The sequence below is a fragment of the Pseudoalteromonas sp. PPB1 genome (genome assembly GCF_015356275.1).
GTDB classification, from domain to species: Bacteria; Pseudomonadota; Gammaproteobacteria; order Enterobacterales; family Alteromonadaceae; genus Pseudoalteromonas; species Pseudoalteromonas rubra_D.
The window spans coordinates 197,666-210,454 of record NZ_JACEQV010000001.1 but is presented as its reverse complement, the minus strand read 5'-3'; the positions used below and the strand labels follow the sequence as shown (position 1 = coordinate 210,454).

Below are 12,789 nucleotides of genomic sequence, written 5' to 3'. Positions count from 1 at the left end.
CCATGGCCTTGATAGAGCTTATTTATGTCAGTACTGTAACGGCACCTCTGTCTGATGAGCAGTTGGTTGAGTTAAATCGTTTTTGCAAATCGACTAATCAGCTCAATGGCATTTCCGGCATGTTACTTTATGATGGACATCACTTCATGCAAGTGATTGAAGGTGAAAGAGATCATGTTGAGCGTTTGTATAAGAATATTCAACAAGACCCAAGGCATACCGAAGTGGTCGCGTTGATCATTAACGACCTGCCAAAGCGTAACTTTTCGCGTTGGTCCATGGGGGTGATTGATCTCTCCAAACATCCGAGTTATCGCAAGGTAAAAACGACACGGCCACATCGGCGGCTACCGCTCAGTTATAAGCTACTTAAGTCATTTCGTGATCAAGAAATGGAGTTTGAAGAGCGGGTCAGAAAATCCTTTGGCTAGTCAGTGGCAGGCTCAGAATGCTCTCCATTTTCATCTAAGCTCAAACTTCAGTGCGTAGTAAAGCCTAATCAAGAGCAAGTAAGTTAGCGATTTCGGCCAACAAAGCGCTCTACATTGGCAAAAAGCCGATTACACTTCTCAAGCTGACTTTGATATTCAGATGTCTCTGTACTTAATAATTCAAGGCTCTCTTTTTCCTGGCGGTATTCATTCACCATTCTTTCAAGTTTTTCTTCAAAACTTACTTTTCGTCCTTTACTCGCTGTCTTTTTTGATGATTTTCGCATGCTACTCTCAATTTGATAGATGGGTTTTATGAGAAATACGGGCCTGTCAAATTGATAATGCTGTAATAACGATTAACTTTGTATGCCGGTTTTCTATATGGGGGGTTCAGAAATAGGTAAAAACTTTTTGATTTATTTTTCTGGGGGTCAATAAAGAGATATGCGTCTTACACACCATATCTCTTTATTATTAGATTAAGCTGCGGTGACGTTGGCAGCTTGTGGGCCTTTGGCACCCTGTTCTGAATTGAAAGCAACTTTTTGTCCTTCAACCAGAGTCTTAAAACCATCACCTTCAATTGCGCGGAAGTGTACAAAAACATCTGTGCCGCCATTGTCTGGTGTGATAAAGCCAAAGCCTTTAGATTCGTTAAACCATTTTACTGAACCAGTTGTTTTATTAGACATATATACCTCGATATAATCGAAAAAATTTAAATTGAAGCTACTAAATCTGTAATGAAGGAAAAGATATCGCAGGGTAAATATGACGAAGTAAATCGAAAAGAAACTGGGAAAGCTTGTACTAAATATTCATTAATAGCTCAGCTGTTTGAGCTGTCACTTACTATACAGCATATTGGGTGAATAGATAGCTATTTATTTTATTTCTTTATTTAAAAATGCTCAGCACTGTAGACTATTACAATATGCTGAGCCTTTTTATCAACTTAAGTTAGGCTTCTTGTTTAGGGTTGGGTAGTAACAAATTAAGCACAATGCCCAAAATGGCGCAAAGGCTTACCCCTTGTAGACTAAACTCTGTACCACCCAGTTGCATTCCACCAATACCAAATACCAATATCAGTGCAATGATGCTGAGGTTACGGGGGGCACTGAGGTCGGTTTCTGATTTCACTAAAGTGTTTAAACCGACGACCGCGATTGAGCCAAATAACAGCGTCATGATCCCACCCATCACCGGCGTTGGAATGGTTTGCAAGCCAGCGCCCATCTTACCGACAAATGCCAGCACGATGGCTATCACCGCTGTCCAGGTCATTACCTGAGGGCTGAAGTTGCGGGTCAGCATAACGGCACCGGTTACTTCTGAGTAGGTGGTATTGGGTGGGCCGCCAAACAAAGAAGCTGTTGAGGTTGCCAGGCCATCTCCCAGCAAAGTGCGGTGCAGGCCGGGTTTTTCGAGGTAATCTTTACCTGTGACGTTACTGATCGCCATCATATCGCCGATATGTTCAATGGCCGGGGCAATAGCCACAGGCACCATGAACAGGATGGCCGGCCAGTAAAACTCTGGCCAGACAAAGGCAGGGACGGCCAGCCAGCTGGCATTGTGCACCGCATCAAATTGTACGATGCCAAATGCCAGAGATAAGCCGTAACCTGTGATGATACCCGCCAGAATGGGGATCAGGCGGAAAATCCCTTTGGCTGTCACTGCCACGATTAAGGTGACTATCAGTGAGGACAATGAAATGATCAATGCCTGATCGTAGGCAACCAGCTGAGCACTGCCGTCACCACTTTTACCCATGGCCATGTTCACCGCAACAGGTGCAAGGGCCAGTCCGATGACCATAATGACCGGGCCAACCACCACGGGGGGTAAGATCTTATGCAGTATATCGGCACCTTTAAAGCGTACCAGCAAGCTCAGCAGGATATAGGCAAACCCGGCTGCCATGAGCCCACCCATAGTGGCGGGGATCCCCCACACCTGCACGCTGGCAATGATTGGGGCGATAAACGCAAAGGAAGACGCCAGAAAGACCGGCACTTGTCCGCGGGTGACAAACTGAAACACCAAAGTACCGAGGCCTGCTGTAAACAGCGCGACATTGGGGTCCAGGCCAGTCAGCAGAGGCACCAGCACGAGTGCTCCAAAGGCAACAAAGAGCATCTGAGCACCGCTCAGTATGGTCTTGAGCGATGTCAGAGAATTAAGGGAGGTGTTGGACATTCAGGGCGTCCTACACAGTGCCAAAAATTTTGTCACCGGCGTCGCCCAGCCCTGGCACTATGTAACCTTTTTCATTCAGGTGACTGTCCAACGAGGCGGTAAAAATCTCGACATCAGGGTGTGCTGCCAGAGTTTTTTCCACCCCTTCAGGCGCGGCGACCAGCACAATCACTTTGATCTCTTTACAGCCCGCTTTCTTTAACATGTCGATTGTGGCAATCATTGAGCCACCGGTGGCCAGCATAGGGTCAATCACCAGGCCCATGCGCTCTTCAATGTTACCAACGAGCTTTTCAAAGTAGGGCACAGGCTCAAGTGTTTCTTCGTTGCGTTGCAGCCCGACCACACTGACCTTAGCACTTGGTATCAACTGCATCACGCCTTCCATCATCCCCAGTCCTGCGCGCAGGATAGGCACAACGGTGATTTTCTTGCCTTTGATGTGCTGCACGGTGAGGTCATCACCCTGCCAGCCTTTGATGGTAATATCTTCTAATGGGATGTCTTTGGTTGCCTCATAGGTCAGCAAAGTGCCCACTTCCTGACATAACTCGCGAAAGCTTTTTGTGCTGATCCCGTGCTCGCGCATCAGGCCAAGTTTATGCTGTACAAGTGGGTGTTTGATTACATGAATACTCATTGAAAAGATACTCCAAATAAAATTTAACGCTATTTTAGCTTAGCTATTTGAGAATTACCCTGAGATAACGCAAATAATTTATTCAATGAGTTAGGTGTAGTTTACAGCACTTAATGTAGATAGCTTAAAAGCTTAGTGTGCTGGCAGAGGCAGCTGTATGGCCTGAGCAGCGGCGGGTAGTGTGAGGTGAATAACGCGTCGTTCCGACAACCGGTGGCGTTGTTGTAAGTAACCAAAATGCTTGCGCATTAGGCGGGTTTGCAATCCATTCCTTTGCGCACGTTCCAGTGCTCGGGTGAGAATGGAAATATGGGCTTTGTTTTGTGGGTGCAGATAAAAATGAAAATCCAGCGGGTAGCTGAGTACCAGATTAGGCTCGATGATCAAACCATCGCTCAGTGGGTAATCATCTATTTCATTGATGCCTCGCGAGAAGTAATCAAACCCCCGATTGCCGCCTGTGAGCATACGCACTATCGTGCCGTGGTCGCTGGCACTTTCAATATAAGGCAGCTGATTGGCCTGCCAGATCTGCGTGTCATACCAGCCGGGCGCAAAAACGCCGACTAATTTACTGTCCCGAAAAGAGTCCAGTGATTGCACGGCATCAAAGCGTGCCTGGGTTCTCTGATGGATCAATAGCAGTCTTTTGCCAATCAAACTTTGTGTCAGTGGCACATTAATTTTGTGAAATGTGGCATCGCGTTGCGGTGTTGCCAGCCGCATTATCATGGTGATTTGGCCACTGTTTAGTAATCTGGATTCACGTTTATATAAAGGGTTAGGGGTCATGGTGAGTGTCAGGTTATAGCCAAGGTCTGCCAGCGAGACATGCAGCAGCTCACTGATGTACTTTTGCAGCTTAACCTGGCGGACAGGGAGGGTGATATGAAGTTCCGGGGGCGTCGCGTCTTTGCTGATTTGCTGTGCCCTGACGGGCGAGAAAAGCTGCACAACGACAAGTAAAAAAAGAAGGCTTTGTACTATCCACACAAATTGACTACCCAACCACACAAACTGACTACCCAAAAACCACCGTCACAATTAGTATAGGCAATTTATCGCTATTATTATGCGATGCTTTTCTTTTTTTATTGTTTATGTGAGAATCTGACCCGTTACCCTGAGGGCCTTATGAATAAATTCACCGCAACATTACTGATGATACTCGCTTTGTTTGCCTTTGTTGTGCAAGGCATGGCGAATGCTGTGGTGGCGTGTGAAGCACATATGCAGGGCCACGACATGCCAGGGACCATGATGACACATCAGCATGCGTCAATGGACAATCACCTTATGTCGCACAGTGAGTCAAATATGATGAGCCATTCGCAGCACGAAATGGATTGCTGCGACGATGACAGTGAGTGTGTATGTCTGACTCATGCTTGCGGTAGCGCCCAACTGTTGCCTGTGGCTGAATTCTCTTTGGCAACAGACCTTAGTTATACGGCTGCTTTGTGGCAGGAAAACCAACCCCCGGTTGCTGTCGCTCGATCTCTTTATCGTCCCCCCATTTTTGCCTGACCCAGGTGAAGTGCGTCTGAAATTCGGCATCTGAGCCTGTTTATCCAACTTCTTTTGATGATTTCACTGCATTTTGCAGTGTGATGTTTACATTGATTCTGACCCGAACAAGCCATATCGAGCTGCTGTGGGCCAGAAGGAGACGGAGGCAAGTGTGTCTTTTATTACCAAAAAATATTTCCTATTTCTAAGTGCCTGTTTGTTTTGGTTGCTGAGCCCGAGTAGTGACGCTCAGATCAGCCCGAAGCAGGCTTTAACTGTGTATAAAACGCCAACCTGTGGCTGTTGTAAAAAATGGCTGTCGCACCTGCTTGAGCAAGGTGTAAACACACAAGGGCAGGAACTGGCATCGCTCAGTGCAATTAAGTCACAGTATGGGATAGCTGCGCGTTATCGTTCATGCCACACCGCTGTCAGTCACGATGGCTGGGTATTTGAAGGGCATGTCCCGGCCAGGTTTATTCAACAATTTTTAGCCAATCCCCAGAAGGACGCTATCGGTCTTTCTGTGCCAGCGATGCCGCTGGGATCGCCGGGTATGGAGGTGGGCGGCCGCTTCATGCCCTATCAGGTTCTGCTTTTGATGAAAGACGGCAGTCACCAGATCTATGCGCAGGTGAATACCTATAAGGAGCAGTTTTGATGCAACCTCTTATTATCCAGGTAGCCAGTTTGGCACTGTTGAGTGCACTGACATTGAGTGTCACTGCCGTACAGGCGTCAGAACGACTGTCATTGCAAAAAGCAATTGAGCTGGCAACGAAACAGGATCCGATATTACAAAAGCAGCATTACCAGCAACGCGCAACACAAGCGCAAAGCGTTGCTGCCGGTACCTTGCCGGACCCCAAAGTGGCTTTATCTATGATGAATCTGCCTGTAGATGGCTGGCAGCATGACCGTGAAGCAATGACGCAGCTCAAAGTGGGCGTGAGTCAGCAGTTTGGTCGGGGTGACGAGCTGGCATTGAAACGTCAGCAGCTGATGATTGCCAGTAGCAAATATGCCTTGCTGCGAGCCGACCGTACTGCGCAGATCCGCGCTCAGGTGAGTCAATTATGGCTCGATACGTACCTGGCAGAACGCATCATCGCTTTGATTGAGCAGGACAAAGTACTTTTTGAGCAACTGGTTGATGTGAGTAAGGCCAGCTATGCCAATGCCGTGGGGCGTACCCGTCAGCAGGATGTGATCCGCGCTCAGCTGGAGCTGGTGCAGTTGGATGACCGTCTCAATGTCGAATATCAAAAACGCGACGCCGCACGTGCTCAGCTAATGTCCTGGCTACAAAGCGGCCAGATACAAACGGCCTGGTCTGATACCCGCTTAGCAGAGGGGCTTCCATCACTTCAGGTTGCGGTTCCAACGTTGTTTGAACAAGGCAAGCCAGATATGCAGCGGTTGCTAAACCGGCTAACCAGTCACCCTGTGGTGCTGGCGCAGGACGTGCGTATTGAGGTCGCTGCAAAAGGCGTCGCGATTGCCCGTCAGCAATATAAACCGCAGTGGGGCGTGAACGCCAGTTATGGTCATCGCAGTGATATGCCTGATGGCAGCAGTCGGGCGGACTTTTTCTCAGTGGGAGTGAGCGTTGATGTGCCTTTGTTTACTGCTAATCGTCAGGACCAATGGCTGAGTGCCTCACAGGCTGATCAGGAAGCGATCAAAACGGACAAGCTGTTGCTGCTCAGAGACTTGTCAGGTCAGGTTGAAAAAGAAGCGAGCCAGCTGAGGCGCCTGTCTGAGCGTCAGGTTTTGTACCGGGAGCAACTGTTACAGCAAACCTACGAGCAAGCCGAAGCCGCTCTGACGGCCTACACCAATGACAGTGGCGATTTTGCCGAAGTGGTGCGCGCTCGGATCGCTCAGTTGAATGCCAGAGTGGCCGCAAAACAAATTGACGTAGATGCGCTGAAAGCCGTTGCTCGATTGAACTATTACCTCACGACTTACCAGCCAGGAGCTGCACATGAATAACACACTTAAACTCTTGCTGGCTGGACTATCTGGGGGCGCACTGAGCTATGTTGTGATGACGATGAGCACAGCTCCGTCTGGCACGCCGCAAGGCGAAGATAACAGTAAGCAGCCACTCTACTGGGTCGCACCAATGGATAGTAATTACCGCCGTGATAAGCCCGGTAAATCGCCGATGGGCATGGATTTGGTGCCTGTCTATGCAGAGAGTGAGACGCAAGAGGCCGGGGCGGTCACTATCTCACCTGAAGTGGTGAATAACCTGGGGGTGAGAACGGCTCTCGTGGAGACAGGTCCGCTGCATAGGATGATCTCGACAGTCGGTTACATACAATATGATGAAGATAAGCTGGTGCACATTCATCCGCGCGTTGATGGTTGGGTAGAAACCTTATACATCAAAGCCGCCGGAGAGCCGGTGGAGCAGGGGCAGCCTCTGTACTCGCTCTATTCACCGCAGCTGGTAAATGCTCAGGAAGAGTTTCTGATCGCCCTGAACCGCAACAATGCCGCGCTGATCAAAGCAGCACGGGAGCGTTTAATGGCATTGCAATTGTCGGCTGACTTTATTCGCAGTTTAGAAGCGCGGCGTCAGGTACGCCAGACCATTACTTTTTATGCCCGCCAGAGCGGTGTAGTCGCCGATCTGAAGATCCGTGAAGGTTTTTACGTTAACCCGGGCAATACCCTGATGAGCATTGCTCAGCTGGATCAGGTTTGGGTGGAAGCCGAAGTGTTCGAGCGGGATACTGCGCTGGTTAAGGCTGGCCAGCCGGTTGTGATGACACTGGATTATTTACCCGGTAAGCGTTGGCAGGGCAGCGTAGACTATGTTTATCCGACGTTGAATGAAACGACCCGAACGCTGCGGGTGCGGCTCAAGTTCGACAATGCTGCACGGGAGCTGAAACCCAATATGTTTGCTCAGGTGCAGATCCAGGCGGGCAGCAAAGCAGACACCATGTTGGTGCCGAGTGAGGCGGTGATCCGCACCGGTAAGCAGGACAGGGTGGTTGTTGCGCTGGGCGAGGGACGCTTTAAGTCCGTCGCAGTGACCCTGGGTCGGGTCGGTCTCGAACAGATTGAGATCCTGGAGGGGTTGCAACAGGATGATCGGGTCGTTACATCGGCTCAGTTTCTGATTGATTCAGAGTCCAGCAAAAGCTCTGATTTCAAGCGTATGAGTGCTGATGCAAAACCAACTCAGGTCTGGATGGCCGGTACGGTGAATCACTATGAGGCGCAGTCAAACGTGATCAATATTACCCATGATGCCGTGCCCGAGTGGGAATGGCCAGAAATGACCATGGACTTTCAGCTGGCTGATAAGCTCGATAGCAGTGCGCTTAAAACCGGACAGTCGCTGCATTTTGAGGTGACCAAAACGGATGCTGGGTATGAAATCACTACCATTCATATAATGGCTGAACCGACCTTACCAACGGCAACCGTGGGGGGCCACATCAAGGCAATAGACATCGCGTCTCGCATCGCCACTATCCATCGCGGTGCCATTGAAAAATGGGGTCGAGCAGCCGCCACGATGGACTTCGTCATAGCCGAGGATATCGACTTGAATGCGTTTAACGTTGGTGATCAGATAACCTTTACCTTTGAGGTGGGGGATGACTTTGTTGTAACCGAGATGCAGCACGGTGAGCAAGCCCCGGCTATGTCTGATCATGCACACCATTAAGCCAGGAGGACAATCATGATAGCAGCAGTCATAACCTGGTCTTTGCACAATCGTGTGCTGGTCCTGCTGAGTACTTTGATGCTGGTGGCAGGCGGTTTATTTGCCGTTAAGCAAACGCCGGTTGATGCCATTCCGGATCTGTCGGATGTGCAGGTGATCGTAAAAACCAGTTATCCGGGTCAATCGCCACAGGTGGTTCAGGATCAGGTGACTTTTCCGCTCACCACCGCCATGTTGTCGGTGCCCGGCGCAACCACAGTGCGGGGTTACTCCTTTTATGGTGATTCTTATGTGTATGTGATTTTCGATGACGACACCGATCTCTACTGGGCGCGCAGTCGGGTATTGGAATACCTTAGTCAGGCAGCCAACTTATTGCCATCAACTGCCAAGCCACAACTTGGGCCGGACGCGACCGGCGTAGGCTGGGTGTATATTTATGCCCTGACCGACCGCTCGGGTCAGCATGACATCAGTCAGCTGCGCAGCCTCCAGGACTGGTTTTTGAAATACGAGTTACAAACGGTGCCTGGGGTATCCGAAGTCGCGTCGGTGGGCGGCATGGTAAAGCAATATCAGGTACAAGTTGACCCGGATAAACTGCGTGCCTATGGGTTGCCTTTGAGCCATATTCAGCAGGCACTGCAGCGGGGCAACCAGGAAACCGGGGCGTCTGTGATTGAAATGGCGGAAGCCGAATATATGGTCACGGCTACCGGATACATTCGCTCCGTGACTGATATTGCTCAGATCCCTCTTGGCCTCAATGAACAAGGGACCGCACTGACCATGGGAGATGTGGCACAGATCACGCTCGGTCCGCAAATGCGCCGGGGCATTGCCGAACTCAATGGCGAAGGCGAAGTAGTCGGTGGCGTCGTGGTGATGCGCTTTGGCGAAAATGCTCAGCAAACCATTGCTGGCGTGAAGACCCGGCTCGCTGAGTTGCAAGCGTCCTTACCTGAGGGGGTTGAGGTCGTTACTGTGTATGATCGCAGTCAGCTGATTGAGCGGGCAGTGGATAATTTATGGCAGAAATTGCTTGAAGAGTTGCTGGTCGTAGCTGTGATTTGTGTGGCCTTCCTGTTCCATTTACGCTCTTCGCTGGTGGCCGTGATCACCTTACCGCTGGGGATATTGGTGGCCTTTATCGTGATGTACTTTCAGGGGATCAACGCCAACATCATGTCGCTTGGCGGGATTGCCATTGCCATTGGTGCGATGACGGATGGCGCCATTGTGATGATAGAAAACCTCCACAAGCATATGGAAAAGACCCCGTTAACCGATGACAATCGCTGGCAAATAGTGGCAAAAGCGGCGACTGAAGTCGGGCCTGCCTTGTTCTTCAGCTTGCTTATCATCACCGTATCGTTCTTGCCGGTGTTTATTCTTGAGGCGCAGGAGGGGCGCATGTTTGCACCTTTGGCGTATACCAAAACCTATGCCATGGCAGCTGCGGCCGGACTGGCCATTACTCTGGTGCCGGTGCTGATGGGTTATTTCATCCGGGGGAAAGTCACACCTGAGCGCAAAAACCCGCTTAACCGCTTGCTGATTGCCGCGTATATGCCGTTGCTTCGTCAGGTTATGCGTTTTCCTAAAACCACTTTGTTAGCGGCAGTGGCGCTGACCGTGGCAGGGTTCTACCCGCTGAATAAAATTGGCAGCGAGTTTATTCCGCCGCTGGATGAGGGCGACCTCATGTATATGCCAACCACGTATCCGGGTATTTCTATCGGCAAAGCGCGTGAGCTGTTACAGCAAACAGATAAGCTTATTGCCACGGTGCCGGAAGTGGAGAATGTATTTGGTAAAGTCGGGCGTGCTGAGTCGGCCACCGATCCGGCGCCATTGACTATGATTGAGACCTTTATTCAGCTTAAGCCACGTAGCGAATGGCGAGCGGGGATGACGACCGACAAGCTTAAAGCAGAGCTGGACCGCCTGGTAAAACTGCCTGGTGTCAGCAATGCCTGGGTGATGCCAATCAAAACCCGTATCGACATGCTGGCAACGGGGATCAAAACGCCGGTGGGGGTCAAGATTGCAGGTCCGGATCTGGCTGTGATTGAATCACTGGGCCAGCGTCTTGAAAGCATTCTTAAAACAGTGCCTGGCACCGCTTCGGTGTATTCAGAGCGCGTTGCTGGTGGGCGCTATATCAAAGTGGATATTCGTCGCGAGCAGGCTAGCCGCTTTGGACTTAATATTGCTGACGTACAGCAGGTTGTGGCCACCGCAATTGGCGGCATGAATGTCACACAAACTGTGGAAGGACAAGAGCGATATCCGGTTAATCTGCGCTATCCACAGGATTACCGCAGCTCGCCTGAACAGCTGGCTCGTTTGCCTATCGTGACGCCCATAGGGCAGCGGATCGCCCTTGGTGATGTCGCGGATGTGTACGTAGAAAGCGGTGCGCCGGGGATCAAAAGTGAAAATGCCAGGATCAATGGCTGGACCTTTGTTGATATCGATGGGGTTGACTTGGGCAGTTATGTTGAACAGGCACGCAGTGTGGTCGCCGAGGAACTGGATTTACCAGCCGGGTACTCACTGAACTGGGCTGGCCAGTATGAGTATATGATCCGCGCACAGGAAAAGCTCAGCTATGTACTGCCGCTGACATTAGCGATCATCATGTTGCTCTTGTACCTCAATTTCCGTCGATTTGGAGAGGTAGCGTTGATCCTGCTGACTTTGCCCATGGCTACCATCGGGGGCTTGTGGTTAATGTACTTGCAAGGCTTTAACTTCTCCGTTGCCGTTGGTGTCGGCTTTATTGCACTGGCCGGTGTCGCGGTTGAAATAGGGGTGATCATGCTGGTATATCTGGAACAAGCTTTTAAAGACTTACAAAGTGAGGCGCAATCACGCCAGGCGCCTGTCAGTGAGTCGCAGTATATCGACGCTTTGCTGCAAGGGGCTGCGCTGCGGGTTCGACCTGTGATGATGACAGTATCGACGATCATTATCGGCTTACTGCCCATCTTATATGGTACGGGCACGGGGTCTGAAATTATGAGCCGGATTGCCGCGCCTATGGTGGGTGGCATGTTGAGTGCGTTGGTGTTAGCGTTATTGGTATTGCCTGTGTGCTATAGCCTGATGAAAAAGCCGGCGTTGCGACAGTTCAACGCGCACATGCAACAGCATAATTAACTGCATTAAGTTGGGAAAGTCAGCCCATTGTTGACCTGAGTGGCTGCCACAAAAGCATCAAAGGCGCTGAGTTTCCCTAACAATGCCACCTTAGTCGCGTGCCATTCTCTGCGCTGATAACCGCCAATCTCTTGCCAGCTGGCCATCTCATCGGCGCTTGGATAATAAATCGTGGCACCATTTCTGAGCAGGCCGCGCTGGCAGTACAGTGCAGCCTGACGGGCCATAGATAAATGCTGCACAAAGGTTTTTTCTGCCCCTTCCCAGACGGCAATACGCAGCTTGCGCGGTAAGGATTTAAGCCACCTTTGATTGATCACTGACACCCAGCCATCCTGAACTGAATTGATTAAAGAGACGGCCCCGATATGTTGATTCAGGCCATTGGGTCCGTCATATAAGCCTGTCACAGATGGGTCGAGGGCATCAAAGCGTTTGTTGGCGGCCAGCATCGCCGCTTTGTGCCAGGCGACTTGGACGGGAGTGGTACCACACAGCTGATAAAATTGTCTCAGCACCTGGCTGACGGGCACGCGAAAAACCACATCAATGATATCACTGGGTGTTTTCAGCAGCTTGCCATACTGACGGGTGGAGGTCAGTGTTCTGGCGCCTGGTAAATGATACAGCAGGATCGCGACATCGCCCTGGGCGCGGATCTGCTCGGTCACCTGCTGCTGCCACAAATCGGAAGTGATCAGATTCAGGTAAGCCTGAGATTCAGCGGCCCAAAATGGAATGTTCAAGATATCCAGTTTAGGCACTATGGGAGAGAGATTAGACACACTCAGCAGCGCCCCCTGGATCACGCCTCGCGAAACTTGTACCGCCAGGTCATGACCGACCCCCTGGCTGCCTTTATCGCGGATTTCGACACAAATCTTACCGTTAGAAAAGTCTTCAATGTTGTGTTTGAGTTGCTGATGCATATGAGGTGATGAGAGCCAGAGTTCGCTGTTATAGGGCGAAGCAAATATCAGTTTGTAGCGAGCGCCAGTACAGGTTTGAGGTTGTGCTATTACTGTTTGTGGCCACGCACTGACTAGCGGTAGTAGTGCGGTGCTTTGGCGTATAAAGGTACGTCGACCTGGGGATGGTGGACTTTCGGGTTTACTCAAGTTGCTCATACCTTCACTTATGGTAAC

At 50.4% G+C, this 12,789-nt stretch carries 12 protein-coding genes; 6 read left to right on the top strand and 6 right to left on the bottom strand.

The window, feature by feature from the left end; genetic code table 11:
- Positions 1-2: 2 nt before the first annotated feature.
- A complete protein-coding gene (locus IY568_RS00960) occupies positions 3-431 on the top strand; it encodes a BLUF domain-containing protein (RefSeq protein ID WP_164517481.1) in 429 nt (142 codons plus the stop codon).
- Between the two features lie 83 nt (positions 432-514).
- Here the strand turns inward: IY568_RS00960 and IY568_RS00955 are convergent, their stop codons facing one another.
- The 5 genes from IY568_RS00955 to IY568_RS00935 all read right to left on the bottom strand — a co-directional run bounded on the left by IY568_RS00955 (position 515) and on the right by IY568_RS00935 (position 4,272).
- Positions 515-718, bottom strand: coding sequence for a hypothetical protein (locus IY568_RS00955; protein ID WP_010383114.1), 204 nt, complete (start codon positions 716-718; stop codon positions 515-517).
- A 195-nt stretch (positions 719-913) separates the two neighbouring features.
- Positions 914-1,126, bottom strand: coding sequence for a cold-shock protein (locus tag IY568_RS00950; RefSeq protein ID WP_125558174.1), 213 nt, complete (start codon positions 1,124-1,126; stop codon positions 914-916).
- Between the two features lie 268 nt (positions 1,127-1,394).
- On the bottom strand, positions 1,395-2,639 hold the full coding sequence (locus tag IY568_RS00945) for a uracil-xanthine permease family protein (protein ID WP_194866556.1): 1,245 nt from the start codon (positions 2,637-2,639) through the stop codon (positions 1,395-1,397).
- Between the two features lie 10 nt (positions 2,640-2,649).
- Entirely contained in the window at positions 2,650-3,279 is a 630-nt protein-coding gene (gene upp, locus IY568_RS00940; protein WP_010383109.1) for a uracil phosphoribosyltransferase, read from the bottom strand.
- A gap of 132 nt (positions 3,280-3,411) precedes the next feature.
- A complete protein-coding gene (locus tag IY568_RS00935) occupies positions 3,412-4,272 on the bottom strand; it encodes a hypothetical protein (protein ID WP_194866555.1) in 861 nt (286 codons plus the stop codon).
- Positions 4,273-4,413: 141 nt separating this feature from the next.
- On the opposite strand from IY568_RS00935, the gene IY568_RS00930 reads away from it, so the two are divergent.
- From IY568_RS00930 to IY568_RS00910, 5 genes are all read left to right on the top strand, one after another.
- Entirely contained in the window at positions 4,414-4,806 is a 393-nt protein-coding gene (locus IY568_RS00930) for a hypothetical protein (protein WP_194866554.1), read from the top strand.
- A 154-nt stretch (positions 4,807-4,960) separates the two neighbouring features.
- Positions 4,961-5,449, top strand: coding sequence for a DUF411 domain-containing protein (locus tag IY568_RS00925; RefSeq protein ID WP_194866553.1), 489 nt, complete (start codon positions 4,961-4,963; stop codon positions 5,447-5,449).
- The gene (locus IY568_RS00920; protein WP_194866552.1) at positions 5,449-6,783 is read left to right on the top strand and encodes a TolC family protein; all 1,335 of its coding nucleotides are present in this window, start codon (positions 5,449-5,451) and stop codon (positions 6,781-6,783) included. Before IY568_RS00925 ends, IY568_RS00920 begins: the two co-directional genes overlap by 1 nt.
- Positions 6,776-8,479, top strand: coding sequence for an efflux RND transporter periplasmic adaptor subunit (locus IY568_RS00915; protein WP_194866551.1), 1,704 nt, complete (start codon positions 6,776-6,778; stop codon positions 8,477-8,479). Before IY568_RS00920 ends, IY568_RS00915 begins: the two co-directional genes overlap by 8 nt.
- A 15-nt stretch (positions 8,480-8,494) precedes the next feature.
- Positions 8,495-11,644, top strand: coding sequence for an efflux RND transporter permease subunit (locus tag IY568_RS00910; RefSeq protein WP_194866550.1), 3,150 nt, complete (start codon positions 8,495-8,497; stop codon positions 11,642-11,644).
- 5 nt (positions 11,645-11,649) lie between these two features.
- On the opposite strand, the gene IY568_RS00905 is transcribed toward IY568_RS00910, so the two are convergent.
- Positions 11,650-12,771 (bottom strand): TRAP transporter substrate-binding protein, encoded by a 1,122-nt coding sequence (locus tag IY568_RS00905; protein ID WP_194866549.1) that lies wholly within the window; start codon positions 12,769-12,771, stop codon positions 11,650-11,652.
- Positions 12,772-12,789: the final 18 nt, after the last annotated feature.

Bases quoted from the DNA above. Each gene is read 5' to 3' on its own strand.
- IY568_RS00960 (WP_164517481.1), top strand. From the start codon at position 3: ATGGCCTTGATAGAGCTTATTTATGTCAGTACTGTAACGGCACCTCTG.
- IY568_RS00920 (WP_194866552.1), top strand. From the start codon at position 5,449: ATGCAACCTCTTATTATCCAGGTAGCCAGTTTGGCACTGTTGAGTGCA.
- IY568_RS00955 (WP_010383114.1), bottom strand. From the start codon at position 718: ATGCGAAAATCATCAAAAAAGACAGCGAGTAAAGGACGAAAAGTAAGT.
- IY568_RS00945 (WP_194866556.1), bottom strand. From the start codon at position 2,639: ATGTCCAACACCTCCCTTAATTCTCTGACATCGCTCAAGACCATACTG.
- IY568_RS00950 (WP_125558174.1), bottom strand. From the start codon at position 1,126: ATGTCTAATAAAACAACTGGTTCAGTAAAATGGTTTAACGAATCTAAA.
- IY568_RS00905 (WP_194866549.1), bottom strand. From the start codon at position 12,771: ATGAGCAACTTGAGTAAACCCGAAAGTCCACCATCCCCAGGTCGACGT.
- IY568_RS00915 (WP_194866551.1), top strand. From the start codon at position 6,776: ATGAATAACACACTTAAACTCTTGCTGGCTGGACTATCTGGGGGCGCA.
- IY568_RS00910 (WP_194866550.1), top strand. From the start codon at position 8,495: ATGATAGCAGCAGTCATAACCTGGTCTTTGCACAATCGTGTGCTGGTC.
- upp (WP_010383109.1), bottom strand. From the start codon at position 3,279: ATGAGTATTCATGTAATCAAACACCCACTTGTACAGCATAAACTTGGC.
- IY568_RS00930 (WP_194866554.1), top strand. From the start codon at position 4,414: ATGAATAAATTCACCGCAACATTACTGATGATACTCGCTTTGTTTGCC.